We start from the raw sequence: 18,016 nt of genomic DNA, 5'->3' as shown, positions 1-18,016 counted from the left end.
AGCAGAACGTTCAGATATTGATGGTTAATGAGGCTGGTTGCATATTCTAGTTGCTATTTATACAAGATAAGAAGAAGTGGAAGATTTAATAAAGAATATGTTGATTCAGTGTAGTTTATTCGTTTTATTTAAAGCGAAAATGTAACGTATTACATTTATTTATGATGATAACACGCAAAAGCCTTTCTCGTTGTCTGGCTTTACTGTAAATTTCATTACCTATACAAAAGATAAATGATGTTGTTATTTTATTTGGTGAGTGTTGATGTTACGACTTGTGAAACTCTGCAAAGGTTATCAAGATGGCGGTGAACACCATTCTGTTTTACAGGGCGCAGAGCTTGATCTTAAACAAGGAGAACAACTTGCGCTAATGGGCGAAAGTGGTTCTGGTAAAAGTACCTTATTAAACCTAATAGCAGGGCTAGACTCTGCTGATTCGGGTGAGATCTGGATGGATAAAGTGCCTATTCATTCTATTTCAGAACGTGATCGTACTGCATTTCGTCGACATAATATCGGGCTCGTTTTCCAGCAATTCAACTTATTACCGACGTTGACTATTGCCGACAATATTCGCTTTTGCCGCCAACTTAAAAATTTACCAGAAAAACCTGAATTGTGGCGACAAATCATTTCAGCATTAGATCTTATGCCTTTGCTTGGTCGCTACCCTGAAGAAATGTCGGGTGGTCAACAACAGCGAGCGGCAATTGCCCGTGCACTGTACATGGAACCGACCATCTTATTAGCTGATGAACCAACAGGTAGCTTAGATGAACGTAATGCCAGTGCGGTTATTCGTTTGCTTATCAATTTAACGAAAAAGCTCGATTGTACCTTGCTGATGGTAACGCACAGTGAGCAGGTTGCTTCTCATATGAATGGTTGTATTCGTCTTCAAGGAGGACGCTTACATGTCAAGCCCCGTAGCTAAAGCTCTGTGGGGGCATTATAAACGTCATCCATTTCAGATATTACTTGTTTGGCTAGGTTTAACGCTGGGTATTGCACTGCTTGTCGGTGTAATGGCCGTGAACCAGCAAGCGAAAGAAAGCTACCAGCAGGGCGAACAGCTCTTTGCAAACCCTTTCCCTTATCGTATTCGAAATAGTCAAACAGGGCTTAAAGTACCTCAAGGCTTTTATATTCAAATGCGACGCGCGGGCTTAAAAACCTGCATGCCCATAGAACAACACCGCATTGTTACAGATCAAGCGCGCGATTTTGAAATTATAGGCATCGATCCAATTGCCATGTTCCCGCTAGTTAAAGGTCACACAACCGTACAAGATCAAAGTCAGTTAATGGATATAATGAAACCGCCTTACCCAATCATGATTGGTACTCAGCTAGCCAATTACATTGGTGTGCAAGAGGGCGATAAACTGACATTAGATTCAGGGCGGAAGATCGGGCCACTACATGTTGTAAGTGATGATCGCGTGGGTGGGCCACGAATGATTGCTGATATGGCATTGATTCGAGAACTACAGCCAAGTGCTGGTTTTTCAATTATAGCCTGTGGTGAAATGTCACCAAAAGCATTAGCGAAGTTAACGCAAATGTTACCGCCTGGTTTAACACTAGAGCGTCACCAAAGCGAGAAATTAGAGCCATTAACCGAAGCATTCCACCTCAACTTATTTGCGATGGGCATGTTATCGTTTGTGATCGGCTTATTTATTTTTTATCAAGCCATGTCATTATCGTTAACACAGCGTCAACCTTTAGTTGGGTTATTACGGCAAGCTGGTGTTTCTGGATTTCAACTGGCCGGTGCATTGATCATTGAGCTTATTGTTTGGATTATTCTAGGGTTAATTGGCGGAAATCTGTTGGGATTATTACTTGCTCAGCAGTTACTTCCTTCGGTTGCTGCAACGTTAAATGATCTTTATAGCGCCAATGTGAATATGTCGATTGATTGGCATTGGACATGGGGCTTAGCGAGTGTTGCCATTGCTGTATTTGGCAGTTTACTAGCATGTGGCTGGCCAATGTTGCGTTTAATCAATACACCGCCGGCACGTTTAGCGACTCATATGGCACTTGTTCGTATAACTGGACGAGAGTTCGCCTTACAAGCTTTATTCTCTTGTGTGTTTATTGGTGCTGCTTTTGCCGTTTATCAGTTACCGCATGGCCAGTTAGCTGGGTTTGTGCTTATTGCTTTCATTTTGATTGCATCAGGATTAATGATGCCATTTCTGTTATGGCAGTTATTTCAAGGGCTAGGGCGAGTTTTCAAAGATGCTCGATTACGTTGGTTTTTTTCTGATGCAGCCGCAAGCCTGAGTTATCGCGGTGTTGCTGCGATGGCATTTATGCTGGCTTTAGCCTCTAATATTGGTATGGAAACCATGGTAGGCAGTTTCCGCACCACAACAGAAACGTGGCTAAATCAGCGATTGGCTGCTGATATTTATGTGCGTCCGCCAACGAATGTTGCACCTCGTATGTCTGAGTGGTTAGCAGAGCAACCTGAAGTTGATCAGGTCTGGTGGCAATGGCGTAAAGAAACGCAGACCGATGCAGGCACTTTACAAGCCATGAGTGTCGGCACAAGTAAAGGTGAAAAGAAAGCCTTATCGATTAAAGTGGTAGAACCCAATTATTGGGAAAAATTACATACTGAGCGTGCTGTAATGGTGAGTGAATCGCTTGCGCTCAAAAATGGTTGGCATCCGGGCGATATCATTGACCTACCAGCACCCATGCTGAAGAAATGGTTAATCACAGGGGTGTATTATGATTATGGTAACCCATACGGTCAGGTCTTAATTTCTCAACCAACATGGCAAGCGTTATGGCCTAAAAATGGTCAAGTTGGGTTAGCCATTCACATGAATGATAATACCGACAGTACAGATTTGATGGCCAGAATGGGAGAGAGATTCCGTCTGCAGCCAGAAAGAATCAGTAACAATGCCAACTTATTGAATCAGGCAATGCGTGTTTTTGACCGTACTTTTATCGTGACTGAAACCTTGGGTAAATTGACGTTATTCATTGCTGTATGTGGGCTATTTGTCGCGACCATCGCGGGTGAAGTGTCACGGCAAAGACAGTTTGCATTATTACGTTGCATGGGTATGACAGGGCGAGAATTGGCAGCTCTTGGCGGCGGTCAGCTTCTGGTTATTGGCTTATTAACTGCGTTAATGGCGTTACCCTTAGGCTTGGTATTAGCTCAGCTATTGATTGATGTTGTATTGAAATATTCATTTGGTTGGACCATGCCAATTAGTTTTTTCCCTAGTCAATATTTAATGTCTTTAGGCACTGCATTATTTGTATTGCTATGTGCTGGAGCATGGCCTGTATGGCGATTGGTTAAACGTTCCGCTATTTTATCATTACGAGAGGCGTTCTAATGTTTACGCAGAATATAAAACATTTTTTCTGGGTAACGTTACTGCTGATCTTACCACTAGTCGGTTGTGATCAAAGTGAGTCTTCTTCAAATACAACAGAGGTATTAAAGCAATCTAATACCAATGAGTATCAACCGGTTGTTAAAGGGTATGAACTTAGCTTTCCTCGAGATCATAATAGCCATCCGGCATTCAAGTCAGAGTGGTGGTATTTTACCGCTAATCTTGAAACCGATGCTGGCAAGCAAATAGCCGTTCAATGGACACTGTTTCGTATTGCAACAGGGTTAGAGCAAAGTAAAGCGATTGGTTGGAAAAAACCTCAAATTTATATGGCACATGCTGTTATAACGACTGATGAAAAAGTGTGGAAAGCTGAGCGATTTTCTCGTGGTGGTATTGGTCAAGCAGGGGTACTGCGAAAGCCATATCGTGCATGGTTGGATAACTGGTCGTGGCGTTCATTAGGGCAAGATCCATTTCCTGGCTTATTAGAATTTGAAGATGACGATATGTCTGCACGGTTGGATATTAACAATGTCGGTTCAATCGTCTTGCAAGGTGAAAACGGTTACAGCAAAAAACATGCGACTAATGATATAGCCTCTTATTATTACAGCGCACCGTTTCTAGATATCAACGGCAGTATTACACTCGATGACATCCAATATAATGTGACCGGTAAAGGCTGGTACGATCGAGAGTGGAGCAGCAGTATGCTGTCAAAGAGCCAACAAGGTTGGGATTGGTTCTCTATACAGCTTGATGATGGCAGTGCTTTAATGATTTCTCAAGTAAGAGAAAAAAACGCCCTGCCGTTTTATTTTGGTTCTCGAAGTTGGCCTGATGGTCGAGTGGTGCAATTGGGCACAAGCGATATTCGATTAACCCCTATTATATATACGTCAGTTGAAGGGAAGAATGTTCCGCTGAATTGGCGTTTAGATGTGAGATCACAAGATTTAAAATTAAAAGTGGAAGCTGTCCGAAAGGAACAGTGGTTACCTTTTGTCTTTCCATACTGGGAAGGGCCAATCAAGGTTGTAGGTAGCCATTCTGGACAAGGATTTATGGAGTTAACGGGGTACTAATCTTGTTTACCATAAGAAGCAATAGGATGATGTCGTGGTACAAAGAATAACGTTTGATGAGCAGGCGCTGTCACAGCGTTTAATGAATTACCGTCGCGAGCTTCATCGCTATCCAGAAGCTGCATGGTGTGAGTTTTTTACAACCAGCCGTATTGCAGGTCATTTAGAAAACTTAGGGTTTGAATTATTTTTTTCTGATCAGATTATTGCGTCCGATACGATCATGGGCCGTGATGAAACTACGATAGCAAAAGAACAACAGCGAGCACTTAATTGGGGCACAGACGAGAATACCATATCTAAAATGCAGGGTATTACCGGTGTTGGTGCGCTGCTTGATACTGGCAGGGAAGGGCCTGTATATGTATTTCGTTTCGATATTGATGCTGTCGAGGTAATGGAAAGCCAGAATGATTCCCACCGACCTTGCTTTCTCGGTTTTTCTTCGCTATCTCCTGGTGTCGCTCATGCTTGTGGTCATGATGCCCATGCGGCTATGGGGTTAGGCTTAGCTGAAGTGCTTGCTGAAAATATAGAATTACTGAATGGTAAAATCAAATTACTTTTTCAACCCGCCGAAGAAGGTTGTCGTGCAGGTAAAGCAATAGCAGAAAGTGGTTGGTTAGACGATGCTGATTACTTTGTAGCTGCGCATATTGGTATGAATGTGCCAAGTGGCACATTAGTCTGCGATCCGCAGCATTTTCTTTGTAGCTCTAAGTTTGATCTTCATTTTAAAGGTAAGCCAGCACACGCAGGTATCGAGCCTAATGTGGGACGTAATGCCCTAGCAGCGGCCTGTACAGCTGTCACTCAAATGCTGGCAATACCTCGTCACCGTGAAGGGATGACCCGTGTAAACATTGGTCAGCTTACTTCAGGTGAAGGGCGTAATGTAATACCAGCACGAGCAGTGCTAAAAGGTGAAACTCGTGGTGAGAATCGTGAACTGAACAGTTTCATGTATCAGCAGGTCGAACAAATCGCTCAAGCATCAGCAATGATGCATGGCGTGCATGTAGAGATACAAGCACAAGGTGAAGCAATCGGTTTGCGTAACGATCCTGAAATGGTCGATATTTTAGAGAGTGTTGGCTACGACAGCGGCTTTACTCATGTAGTACGTCAGAAAGATTTTGGTGCAAGTGAAGACGCTGGTTATCTGGTTGATCGGGTGCAATCTAAAGGTGGAAAGGCCGTGTATTGTTTAGTGGGATCTGATTTAACAGCAGGGCATCACAATGGTGATTTCGACATTGATGAAAGCCGTATGCTATCAGGTGTAAAGCTATTCACCTCTGTAATAGAGAAAATACAAGCACAGCAATAAAGCATTAGTCTTCTTATCTAGATATAGACAAAACATATTTCTCAAATCCTCAATATGAATGTATTGGGGATTTTTTATATCTAAAAAATACTATATTTTATATTCATATACCCAAGTAACCACTTTTAACTGCGTAACCAGTATGCCTCTTTAATATTACTTTATCTTCTTTGAATGTTTCGCCTTTTAACCAATTAGAACTTTTTGGTTTTTGCTATTCTTGGCGAGATTAAAACATCTGAATATTTCCTGATTCCATATTTATCAGTAGATTGAAACATTTAATTACGCTAATTTCCGGTTTTGACCTAACCTTGAGGTGTGCCAAACGTGATTTTTTTGATAAGGAATATGGATGTCGGTTAAAGGCACCAAACAACTGGAACAACCTAATGTTTTGAGGGCAATACTGTCATTTAACAACTGGCTTCTTCCTTTTTGCTTAAGCGAGAAGTTTAAGTTCGCCTCGAAAGTCGCACTGAGCCTGACGTTGGCTTTTTTAATTCCAATGGCAATGGGCTGGTCTCAAGCCTCAACGGCGGCAACAACCGTTATGCTTATTGCATCTACTGGTAGCCGGCGTGAATCACTCGCGAAGGGTACACTGCGTGTGCTTGGTACGATCGTAGGTGCGATCATTGGGTTATTGCTGGTTGGATTGTTCGCGCAAGATCGCTTGCTGTATATGTTAGCGGTATCCATCGTTATTTCCTTTGTGTTTTATATCCGCAATGCTTACAAACAAGACCCGACACTGTTCATGCTGACCGGCGTGATGGTGTTGATGATGTCGAACGGTGGCGATGCAGCAGGTGCATTTACATACGGTGTCGATCGTACTTTCATGACATCGTTTGGCGTCATTGTTTATACCTTAGTGGGGGTGTTTGTTTTCCCTACCAAAACAGAACAAAACTTACATAAGCTAACCGATGATTTAAGCCAGATACAACAAGCACTTTTTAACCGTTTGATTGCAGTGCCATCTGGTGTTCAAGGCATAGATGAACAGCCAGAAGAGAAAAATCCAGACGAAAAAAATGAAGATGAACGAGAAGCAACCGACGAGCAAGAGATTAAAGAAGCCCCCCTGCAAGATGTAATTAAACAGCTTTATGCGGCACAAAATGCATTAGAGCAAAGGTACAGCACAATAAGCACGGAATGCAGTGATCTGTCTGCGTATAAAAAAGAATGGGATTTAGCGCTGTATTACTACAAACAAGTAACCCTTCTACTTATTTTTGTTGCAGAGAGCAAAGATGAGCAATCTATCGATCTCCCTTCCTTGATCAATGATTATCAAGATGCCGTATCACGAATAGATGCCTTATTTGCCGTATCGCAAAACGCGTGGGATGATAAAGATACGGTGCGTGAGGTGGGGGAACCATTACAGGTCGATATTAATACACAAAAACTATCTCAATGTACTCACCTTGAAAAAGGTTCTGTTATTACGTTTGGATATTTGATTAATACCCTGCATGAAAAACTTTCACGCTTAGCCGTAACAGCAAGTTGTATTGATTCACTTACAGGACGAGTCTCTTTTCAAGAAACGTTCCCTAAGACGCCGGGGCGCTTCTTACTGTGGGATGCTGAAAATGCAAAAACTGCCATTAAGGTTTTTGTGACTTACTGGGTAGCCGGTATTTTATGGATATATTTTAATCCTCCCGGTGGGTATAGCTTCGTTATCTTTGCCACAATTTTTGCATCGGTATTATCTTATTTACCGGTTCACCCTGTGTTGTTGTTAGTGTTATTCACTTTTGGTTTCTTGTTTGCCGTACCTGCCTATGTTTTTATCTTGCCTCAACTGTCGTTAGGTATAGAGCTGGGTGCCTTTCTCTTTATCTATACTTTTGTGGCGTTTTATTTGTTCAAAGGCCCTATCACTATTTTCTTTTTATTGGGGCTGTTTATTTTAGGAATAGACAATACGATGACATATCACTTCGGCATCATTCTGACGATTATGTTGTTGTTTTATCTTGTCGTATTCATGATTATTTTTTCTTATTACTTCCCATTTTCATCAAGACCCGAGCATCTGTTTCTTGTTATGAGAGAACGTTTTTTCAGGCATGTGAACGGCGTAATACGCTCGCACCAAATACACAACCCCTCACTATTTAGTCGTTTGCGTTGCCGTTGGCATGTCGTAACGATGAATGTGACGGTAAAAAAGATGAAGGTGTGGAGCAGCAAGATTAACCATAAATATTTTGATCAAACATCGCCACAGGCACTCGCGAAATTTACAGGTGCATGCAATTTATTAAATAACCACCTTAATACATTTGTAATGGCTGACCAAAAATTCCAATCAAACATATTAGTTAACAAAGTAAGAGAAGCCTACGCCGATCAGGTATTGCCACAAATGGCGCAGTCTTTGGCTGGAGGGCGTAGAAAAGAAGCGCTGAATGAAATTTTTCATTCTTATGCGATTAATTATGAGAGTACTGAAGAAAAACTTGAACGCTTTTTCAATGGCTTGGATTTGAGTGACTATTCTCATACAGAGATAGCAGGTTTATATATTTTTCTTAATTTAAAAAAGAATGTTTTTGAAGCAATGAATCAATGCAAAGTAGCGTACGAGGATATCAGTTGGGTGAATTTGCGACAGAAGAGGTTTTAGGGGTATGAGCAATGTTTAAGCAATACTTAAAAACATGTATCACTATACTGCCGTTATGCAGCTTAACAGCTTGTACCGTTGTAGGGCCAGATTATAAGGCTATTGAGCCAGTACAAATGCCAGAGAGTTGGACTCAAAATGATACCGAGCAAGCGGGCAAGAACATTGAACAATGGTGGATGCAATTTAATGATCCCACATTAAACACCTTGGTTGAACGTGCTAGCCAGCAAAACCTTGATCTTGAATCCGCAGGGCTACGTATTCTGCAAGCACGAATGGTATTGGGTATTTCTGACTCGTTCCGTTACCCGCAAGTACAAACGGTATCGGGTAATTTAGCGCGTGCTTACAATAACGAAAATTCGTTCAATAACGCGGCATTGTCTTTTGATGCCGGCTGGGAAATGGATATTTGGGGTAAATATTCACGCGGTACTGAATCTGCTGAAGCTGCTATGTACGCGACAATTGCGTCTTATAATGACATAGCGGTGACTATTTCAGCCGAAGTGGCGCGTAACTACGTTAACTACCGCACATTCCAAGAACGTATTTTATTATCAAAGCGTAATATTGAAGTGCAAGAACGTGTTGTTAATATTACTCAGGTTCAATTTGACTCTGGCAATGTTACCGAACTGGATATTCAGCAGGCAAAAAGTCAGTTATATGCCACGCAAGCGGCGCTGCCATCGTTAGAAATTGGTATGAATCAAGCTCGAAATGCATTGGCGGTATTGTTAGGTGTTATGCCTTTCGAGGTTGAACCTTTACTTCAATCTGATGCTATTGATGCTCGAATTAAGGCGTACAACACGGGGTATTCCCAAGCTAACGCAAAACGCACAGCCGCGAGTTACGATGATTATTCATTAGTACCTCGTGCCCCTGGTATGAGTACAAGTGTTGATGCGTCTTTGGTACTTCGTCGCCCTGATTTACAGGTCGCAGAGTTACAAGCGCATGCGCAAAGTGCTCAAATTGGCGTTGCAGAATCAGCGTTATACCCAAGTTTCTCTTTGTTTGGCTCCATTGGTGTTAATAGTACCGTTCAGTCGGGCAGTAGCTTTAGTTTTAGTGATTCACTCACGCTCGCTGCTGGTCCCAGTTTTTCTTGGAATATCTTCCAGTACGGTAGGGTAAAAAATAATGTGCGCTTGGAAGATGCTCGTTTTCAAGAAAGCCTAACTAACTACAATAAAAAAGTGTTAGTCGCTGTTCAAGAAGTCAGTAATGCATTGGAATCTTACGAATTATACCAACAGCAAAAAGCCCTTCGTTTAAGTTCTGTTAGCTCGGCAGTACGTGCCTACAATATTTCTATGACGCAATACGAAAATGGTCAGATTACATTCGAACGCTTACTGAATTCGGTAGAAACGATGACACGAAGTGAAGATAGCTATGCGCAAATCAAAGGCAATGTTGCCAATCAAGTTGTTGCGTTATACAAAGCATTAGGCGGTGGCTGGGAAGCGAACACAGGTAAAGCGTTTATTAAAGATGCGCAACTTCAGCAAATGAAAGAAAGAACAGACTGGGGTGATAAGCTAGATAATCCTCAAGTGTTGCCACCGTTATTGCCCGATCCAGTTAAGCAACCTAAACCTTTATTTGAAGATGAACTCGGCTTTACTGATTCAACGAGCGATGAGGGGGCGGAATAGTGCAGATCCCTCATGAATTACAACTCGGTGATATTTACTATTCGCCTTTTTTATTAGTGATGATTATTGCCATTATTGCGACATGGATAACCGTCGCTATTTTAAATAAAACACGGCTATCTCGATTAATAGCATTTCCATCAATTACGTTTATTGCGATTTCTGTTTTCTATGTTGTCGCGATTGATAGTTTCTTTTTACGATTTTAGGTGTGATTTTGAACAAGATAAAAAAACTATTTGTTATAGCGCTTAATATCCTAATCATAGGAGGCGCAATCTATCTGGGGTATCAGAAATATGAAGAGTATTTCAACAACCCATGGACGCGCGACGGTCAAGTTCGGGCAAATATAATCAAAGTCGCCCCCCGTGTTTCTGGGCCCATTGTGAATGTGGCGGTAAATGATAACCAATTTGTACGTAAAGGTGATTTACTGTTTCAGGTTGATCCAAGCACTTATGCGATTTCTTTATCACAAGCTGAAGTATCACTAGAGCGTTCAAAAGTAAGCTCGCGCGGTAAAAAGATCGAATACGATCGCTTACTGGATATTCGCGCTAAAGATAAAGGGGCGGTTTCTCATAAAGATCTTGTGCGTCGACAAATTACGTATGAAGAGTCACTGCTGCAAATTAAATCAGCAGAAGAACAATTAAAAGCCGCTAAATTGAACATGGAGTTCACTAATGTGCATGCATCGGTTGATGGCTACGTATCCAATATTGATATTCGCAATGGCACACAAGCAGTTGCCAACCAGCCTTTGATTGCGTTAGTCGATAGTAATAGTTTCTGGGTATTTGGCTATTTTCGTGAAAACCAATTAGAACAAATAGCAATTGGTAGCAAAGCCAAAGTAACGCTAATGGCACATCCCGATAAACCCATTGAGGCGGTTGTTGAATCGTTAGGCTGGGGGATAGCCCCGAAAGACGGCACCGTAGGGTATAACTTACTGCCCAACGTGAACCCTGTTTTTCAGTGGATACGATTAGCACAGCGTATTCCAGTTCGTATTGCCGTTAATGAATTACCTGAAGGTGTCGCATTACGGTTTGGTTTGTCTGCATCCATTATGGTGCTGCAAGACAAACCAGAAGAATAATGTGAAAAATTTATTCCCGATTTCAGATAATAACTGCGAGGCTAATTATGACCGTAGAGACAAATAATAATCAGAACAACAATGTTCCGAAGAAGAAAATAAATGAGGCTAACAACTTTTATTATATGACTGTAGCGCTTGTTATGTTGTTAGTGAGTACGTCACTCGTCGAGGTGTTACCGAATAAATTCGGTCTACTTGAATATATATTGGAAGGCTTTACTGCGCTTACATTTTTGGTCTGTTTAGTGAGTTTGCGGTTTGATAAAAATTGGTACCGATTCATGATGACATTGGCCGGGTGCTGGTTAGTTGCCACAATTATTCGGAACTTGTTAGGTGTACAGCAAATGGATTTAATCATGTTGGGGCTAATGTTTAGTTTCTTCTTTGGAACGTTTAAATCCGTTGCACGACAAATATTGTTCACTGGCAGTGTTGATTCCAACAAAGTTGTTGGCTCTGTCTCGTTATTTCTTCTTTTAGGCCTAATGTGGACCATTATCTATCTGCTAGTAATGGAATTTTCACCTGAAGCATTTACAGGCATGACTGCCGCCCCATGGGTAGAGAACTTCTCTCGCATGGCTTATTTCAGTTTCGTCACCTTAACCACATTAGGTTATGGCGATATCAGCCCTTTATCACCTTTTGCACAAGTTGTTGTATATCTTGAAGCAATTGCTGGCGTGTTTTATATGGCGATTGTCGTAGCCAGTTTAGTGAGTTCGAGTCAAAGTAATCAGGAAAAACAAAATGGATAAACAAGTAGATGCTAAGCAACAAATAGACGCTCAGCAGAGTAAAATATTCGTCAATAATATGGTTGAATCTGCCATTCGAATTGGATTGTTGTTTATCCTAATTGTATGGACGTATGACATTATAAAACCGTTCGTCATCCCAGTACTATGGGGTGCAATTATTGCCGTTGCATTATTACCATTAACTCAACAATTACAAAATATGCTAGGCGGTCGCCGTGGCTTATCGGCAACAATACTGGCATTGCTGGGTATTACGCTGTTAGTTGCTCCTTTTGTTTTGGTGTCAGGCTCTATTTTTGATGCGGTAACACACTTAACTGACGTAGTACAAAGCGGCGAAATTAAAATTCCCGGTCCAACACAGCGCATTGCTGATATTCCCGTTATTGGTGATAAGTTGTTTGAAGTGTGGTCGTTGTTTTCGACGAATTTAGAAAAAGCCGTCACGCACTTTTTGCCTGAAATTAAAACTGCAGTAGGCGCAATGGCATCTTTGGTCGGCAGCAGTTTAGCATCCCTAGTGATGTTTATTATTTCCTTAGCGATTGCGGCAGGTTTCATGACGCACTCTATAGCATGTTCTGAGGCAATTGGAACCGTGGCTGTTCGTGTTGTGGGTAAACACGGTGAAGAATGGACAACACTGACAGCAGCTACAATTCGTAGTGTATTACTCGGTGTTGTTGGCGTTGCCTTTATTCAGTCAATGTTGGTGGGCGCGGGCATGTTCGTTTTCGGTGTGCCTGCTGCGGGTTTAATTACACTCGGCGTGTTGATCTTGGGTATTGCTCAGCTTCCAGCGCTTATTATTGTTGCTCCTGTTATCTTTTATGTGTTCTCGACACAAGACACAACATCGGCAACCATTTTCACAGTTTGGGTATTGCTTGCTGGTATTTCTGATAACTTCTTAAAACCAATGCTAATGGGCCGTGGTGTTGATGTACCTATGCCAGTCATTTTGATTGGTGCTATCGGTGGTATGTTAGCGGCTGGCATTATTGGTTTATTCCTTGGGGCGGTTGTATTGGCTATTTGGTATGAACTATTCGTGACTTGGTTGAAGTTAGATCAAGATGAAACGCCATTAGAAGCCGCTCAAGAAGATTTGGTTGAAGCAAAAGATTAACCGTCTTCATTTGCACTAAACATAAGTTGTAAATATAACGAAAGGCTAAAGCATCTATGGTGCTTTAGCCTTTTTTGCAACGGTATTGAATAAAGGTATCGAGTAAAGGCACACAGGGTTTATAAATCAGCATCTTGCTAATACCAATCTAGACAAGTATCTGAACATTCTTGCTGGTTAAAATAGCTTATAACTATGTTAGAAATTTTATAATTAGAACCACTAGTTACTTCAATTTCTGCCTTGTTATTATCCATTTTCTCTACGCAATTATCTGACCATTTACTTATCCAGAATGGTATAAGAACCCAACAAATTCTCGCTGAAACGAGCATCTTGAGGTAACTTGGGTATATGCATCACGTAAGTAGAGAATAAGAATCGCGTATGGCAATGAATAGCTTTTTCAAGAAAGTATTTAGCTACATGAATCCGTCGGTGAACCCTAATATCGAGCCCGCATTCACAGAATGGCAGCAGCATTTACCCACATTGTGGTTGTTAGGTAAAACGGGCGCGGGTAAGTCGACATTAATTCAAGCCTTAACGGGTAATTCGGCCGTTGAAATTGGCAATGGTTTTAAACCCTGTACCCAAACGGCACATAGTTATCATTATCCCGCCGACAATCCATTACTGTGCTTTCTTGATACGCGCGGATTATCTGAAGCAGATTACGATCCTCATGAAGATATTCAAGCCTGTAAAGATCGAAGCCATGCCTTAATTGTGGTGCTAAAAGCAGAAGAGCCTGAACAAAGTGATGTACTGAATGCACTTAAACAGATTAAAAAATCTGGCGATATCAAGCACTTTTTGATTGTTCATACCGCCATTAGTTCACTGGGTTCTCACACCGAGCAACAGCAAGCTATCTTGCACAATCAAACCCAAATTGAACATGTTTTGGGAGGGATCGTGCAGTCTATTCAAGCTGATTTCTCACCTGAAACAGGTGACGTAATTGGGCTTGATACACTGAAAACCACCTTGGCAGAGATGCTACCTATTTTAAGTTTATTCACGAATACCAAAGCACATATTTCTCGTGAAGAAGGTAATTTCAATAAATTGAAAACCGAAGTGCTGTGGTATGCCGGCACTGCTGGTGCAAGTGATGCTATACCTGCTGTCGGGTTTGTCTCGGTGCCCGCGATACAAGGAAAGATGCTGCACAGTTTAGGCAATCAATACGGCATCGAGTGGACTAAACAAGATTTCATTGAGTTTATAGGCACGTTGGGCACGGGTTTTATGGTGCAGTATCTTTCGAAGTTGGGTATTCGGCAGTTGGTGAAATTCATTCCGGCTTATGGTCAAACGATAGGCAGTGCAACAGCAGCAGCAATGAGCTTTTCATCGACATACGCGATTGGTCGTGCGGCATGTAAGTACCTATACCATAAGAGTAAAGATGAATCGGTAACAAAAGAAGAAATGAAAGCCGTTTTTGAGCAAGCGTTTGAAAGTATTAAAAATGTCGCTGAAACTGAAATGCACAAAACGGATACGCTAGAAAAGCGCCAAAGTAAGCATACCAGCGATATGAAATCAGAATTGAAGCAGGGCAAGAGATGAAACAGCTTAAAAATAGTTATCGATTATTGAGCCGTTTATCTTATGGTTTTGTGCCCTTAATGATTACGGCGATATTCATTCCCTTCATTATTCTGGCTGTTTTTGGTGCGGTGTCATTGTTTGAAAATGGGCAATGGCTGTTATTTTTAGGTTTATCAGCCGTATTTTGTTTAGTTATCTTTTTGCCATTTCTTTTCTTTAAACAAAAGATGACTAAACAGAGCCTGTTTGAACAAGACCAGTTTAAGCAAAGCCAAGACGGATCGCAGCAGGATCGTTTAACTGACGATGATCTTGAGAAAGCCACTGTCGAACCTAATGCAGAATGGTCTGAATTTGATCTTCAAGTGTGGAAAAAACTCAATACGACTATTCAGCAGAAACTAGATAGCGATGATGAGTGGGGCAGTTTGCGTGAACATGGCTTCGAATTAGCTTCCCGCGTTGCCTGCGAATATGCGCCCAATGCCACCGCTCACGATTTAGCATTTACTGCCCCTGAATTTTTATTGATGGTAGAAGAGGTAAGCCATCGTTATCGTATCTTCCTTAAAGAAAATATCCCATTTTCAGAAAAAATAAAGCTAACCACTATCAAGCAAGGGTATGCACACAAAGACAAAATGGACACCGCGAAGAAAGTGTACGATGTTTATCGTATATTTCGTGCCGTTACCCCAGCAGGCTGGATTGCCGAAGCTAGAAGTCAGATTATTGGCCGGCTTTTTGATGAAGTGAGCGCCGATGTACAGCATCGCTTGAAGAAGACGTTGTTACAGGAAGTGGTTTCCGTGGCGATCGATTTATACAGTGGTAGGTTTAAAGCCAGAGACACAGAACTTGCCGAAAGTGACGTTGTCACCAAAGATCGTGCGCGAGTCGAACCTAATATCGAACCATTGCGGGTTGCTGTTATTGGGCAAGTAAGTGCGGGAAAATCATCGGTGGTGAATGCCGTGGTTGGCAGTATGGTTGCAGAAGTCAGTGCTATTCCTTCAACCGACAGTATTCATGTTCATAAATGCGAAGTCGATGGTGTCGATCTGATCCATTTGATCGATCTTCCTGGTATTGATGGAAATCCTAAAACAGAAGCTTTGATTGTTGATCAAATTGCTAACAGTGATCTTGTCTTGTGGGTACTCAAAGCCAATCAATCAGCTAGAACACTAGACACTCATCTCAAAGCAGCTGTTGAGGAATTTTATACACAACCGAAAAACCGATCACGAAAAAAACCGCAGATATTGGCATTGGTTAATCAAGTTGATCGCCTTCAGCCTGTGCAAGAGTGGCAACCACCTTACAATTTAGAGCAGCCAACAACAGCCAAAGCAAAAACCATTAAAGCCGCCGTTGAATATAACCAAGAATTGTTATCGCCTGATCATATTATTCCGGTGTGCGTTAGTGAAGACAAGGCGGCGTTTAATCTCGATGAAATAGGGGTGTTGTTACAGTTTGCGTATGAAGATGGCGTTAATACGCAGCTTAATCGTCGAAGAGTTGAGGGTGATAAAACCGATTATCTCAATCAAGCCAAACGTCTTTTTCGTTTAAGTAAAGTGGCGTTTAAACAGTTAAGAGATGCAGATAAGTACTCTACTTGATGGTAAGAAGAGAGCCTATTAGTCGTAACGAATAGGCTCTCTTTTTTGTTAACGGCGATGTGAGAATGCTATTTAGGTAGCATCCGCTGTAGCGTATTGTCTTTCACCACATAGTGATGATAAATAGCAGCCCCTGCATGTAATGCAATCAAGAAATATCCAATGTCGGCAATAGTTTCGTGAATTTCCTTAATCGACTTTGAGGTTTCTTTATCTGGTACTGAAAAGGCAGGCATGGGTATTCCTACTAGATCCCATTGCTTACCCCCGACAGCAAGCATGATTAACCCTAATAAGGGTAAAAGAATAAAGGCTGCATACATGATGTAGTGTATAACCTTCGACAAGGTTAACTGCCATTGGGGAGGACGGGGAGTAATTTCGGGTGTTACCTGATTGCGCTGAAAGTAAAGCCGAATACACATCAAAACCAAGACAAAACAACCTACATTGAAATGAATGATTTTAAGGTAGTCATGCCAAGGGGTTGATTTAGGCACAATACCTTTCAGCTCAATGGCTGCATAGGTAATGGCAATAAGTAGTAGGCTAAGCCAGTGAAACCAAATTTGATGACGAGTAAAACGTGTCATAACGTTTCTTCTTAATATTGAACGTAGCTGTAACGTTAATTGAGTTAATGTGAATATAGGCTGAATTCTCCTTATTCACATCACTCACAGCCCTATTTTTACGTTATCGTCTTTTTATTTTTCTTGGTACAACTTCAACTCCGGTACGATAGCGCCCAGCTGCGGCATTGAGTGCTAGCTCTAGGGCATTGTCTGCAATTAGCTCAAATTGTTGGGGTAACGATTGAATTTTAATGGGTAAAAAATCCAATAAACGGTTGTCACCAAATGTTGCTAAATGAATTTTCGACATTAATTCGGGATTAGCCAGTAAGCAATCAAGAATGCCTTCAAATAAGGTATAAGAGGTAGCAAGAATTGCGTCAGGGAAATGGCCTGAATCAATCCATTGTTGCAGCTGTTTTTGCCCTTGTTCTTGGCTGAAATGATCGCCATAAGCAATGTGCATGTTGATATCAGGTTGATGACGACGAATAGCCGTTAAAAAACCTTGCTCACGTTCTTTCGACACACCTAGCTCAGGTACAGCTCCCACCAACCCAATGCTATTCACACCTTTATTGAGGAGGGTCTGAGTAAGCTCAAATGCCCCCTCTAAATCTTCACTTATTACACTGGCAAAAATTTCATCGTCTAACGCACGGTCGAGTGCAATAACAGGTACGCCACCAGTTTGAATGCGTGGATAAAAATCATTATCAGCAGGCAGGACACTGGCAACAAGCAGCGCATCGATACGACGGCTTAATAGTGTTTCTGCAACTTTCATTTCTGTATCTGGATCATCATCAGAACACGAGATGATCAATTGATAGCCTGCTTTACGCGCATTTCTTTCGAGTAATTTCGCTAATTTGGCATAACTACTGTTTTCTAGATCGGGAATGATTAAACCAAACGATCGGCTACTGCCTGCACGAAGAGAGGTCGCAGCGTGATCTGGGCGGAAGTTATGCTCATTAACAACTGCCATTACCTTTACTTGTGTTTTTTCACTGATCCGATATTTGCTAGCTTTGCCATTAATAACATAGCTAGCTGTTGTGCGAGATACACCAGCTAATTTTGCAATTTCATCTAACGTCATGATGAGTTCTTATCGTTTGCTTATAA

Annotated in this window: 14 protein-coding genes; 12 read left to right on the top strand and 2 right to left on the bottom strand. The window is 41.6% G+C overall.

The window, feature by feature from the left end:
- Positions 1–265: 265 nt before the first annotated feature.
- From C9J47_RS11955 to C9J47_RS11900, 12 genes are all read left to right on the top strand, one after another.
- On the top strand, positions 266–937 hold the full coding sequence (locus tag C9J47_RS11955; RefSeq protein ID WP_107253736.1) for an ABC transporter ATP-binding protein: 672 nt from the start codon (positions 266–268) through the stop codon (positions 935–937).
- Positions 918–3,377: an ABC transporter permease gene (locus C9J47_RS11950; protein ID WP_107253735.1), complete on the top strand. Its 2,460-nt coding sequence runs from the start codon at positions 918–920 to the stop codon at positions 3,375–3,377. The genes C9J47_RS11955 and C9J47_RS11950 overlap by 20 nt, the downstream gene beginning before the upstream one ends.
- Positions 3,377–4,468, top strand: coding sequence for a lipocalin-like domain-containing protein (locus C9J47_RS11945; protein ID WP_107253734.1), 1,092 nt, complete (start codon positions 3,377–3,379; stop codon positions 4,466–4,468). Before C9J47_RS11950 ends, C9J47_RS11945 begins: the two co-directional genes overlap by 1 nt.
- Before the next feature lie 34 nt (positions 4,469–4,502).
- Positions 4,503–5,798 (top strand): amidohydrolase, encoded by a 1,296-nt coding sequence (locus C9J47_RS11940; RefSeq protein ID WP_107253733.1) that lies wholly within the window; start codon positions 4,503–4,505, stop codon positions 5,796–5,798.
- Positions 5,799–6,153: 355 nt separating this feature from the next.
- Positions 6,154–8,448, top strand: coding sequence for an FUSC family protein (locus C9J47_RS11935; RefSeq protein ID WP_107253732.1), 2,295 nt, complete (start codon positions 6,154–6,156; stop codon positions 8,446–8,448).
- Between the two features lie 116 nt (positions 8,449–8,564).
- Complete coding sequence (locus C9J47_RS11930; protein WP_107253891.1) at positions 8,565–10,118, top strand: TolC family protein; 1,554 nt, start codon at positions 8,565–8,567, stop codon at positions 10,116–10,118.
- Between the two features lie 5 nt (positions 10,119–10,123).
- A complete protein-coding gene (locus tag C9J47_RS11925) occupies positions 10,124–10,327 on the top strand; it encodes a DUF1656 domain-containing protein (protein WP_086000062.1) in 204 nt (67 codons plus the stop codon).
- Between the two features lie 17 nt (positions 10,328–10,344).
- Positions 10,345–11,226 (top strand): HlyD family secretion protein, encoded by an 882-nt coding sequence (locus C9J47_RS11920; RefSeq protein ID WP_107253890.1) that lies wholly within the window; start codon positions 10,345–10,347, stop codon positions 11,224–11,226.
- 47 nt (positions 11,227–11,273) lie between these two features.
- Positions 11,274–11,990 carry a potassium channel family protein gene (locus C9J47_RS11915; protein ID WP_006232140.1) on the top strand — a complete coding sequence of 239 codons (717 nt, stop codon included), beginning with the start codon at positions 11,274–11,276 and terminating at the stop codon, positions 11,988–11,990.
- Positions 11,983–13,122, top strand: a complete 1,140-nt coding sequence (locus C9J47_RS11910; protein ID WP_107253731.1) for an AI-2E family transporter — start codon at positions 11,983–11,985, stop codon at positions 13,120–13,122. The genes C9J47_RS11915 and C9J47_RS11910 overlap by 8 nt, the downstream gene beginning before the upstream one ends.
- Positions 13,123–13,515: 393 nt before the next feature.
- Positions 13,516–14,700, top strand: coding sequence for a YcjF family protein (locus C9J47_RS11905; RefSeq protein WP_170107503.1), 1,185 nt, complete (start codon positions 13,516–13,518; stop codon positions 14,698–14,700).
- Entirely contained in the window at positions 14,697–16,310 is a 1,614-nt protein-coding gene (locus tag C9J47_RS11900) for a dynamin family protein (RefSeq protein WP_107253729.1), read from the top strand. The genes C9J47_RS11905 and C9J47_RS11900 overlap by 4 nt, the downstream gene beginning before the upstream one ends.
- A 68-nt stretch (positions 16,311–16,378) precedes the next feature.
- Here C9J47_RS11900 and C9J47_RS11895 read toward each other — a convergent pair whose 3' ends face one another.
- Together C9J47_RS11895 and cra are read right to left on the bottom strand one after the other, a co-directional pair.
- A complete protein-coding gene (locus C9J47_RS11895) occupies positions 16,379–16,903 on the bottom strand; it encodes a cytochrome b (protein WP_107253728.1) in 525 nt (174 codons plus the stop codon).
- A 103-nt stretch (positions 16,904–17,006) separates the two neighbouring features.
- Positions 17,007–17,990: a catabolite repressor/activator gene (cra, locus tag C9J47_RS11890; RefSeq protein WP_107253727.1), complete on the bottom strand. Its 984-nt coding sequence runs from the start codon at positions 17,988–17,990 to the stop codon at positions 17,007–17,009.
- Between the last annotated feature and the right edge of the window lie 26 nt (positions 17,991–18,016).

Source organism: Photobacterium indicum (genome assembly GCF_003026215.1).
In the GTDB taxonomy this organism is placed as follows: Bacteria; Pseudomonadota; Gammaproteobacteria; order Enterobacterales; family Vibrionaceae; genus Photobacterium; species Photobacterium indicum.
This window is presented reverse-complemented; position numbering and strand designations above follow the sequence as displayed.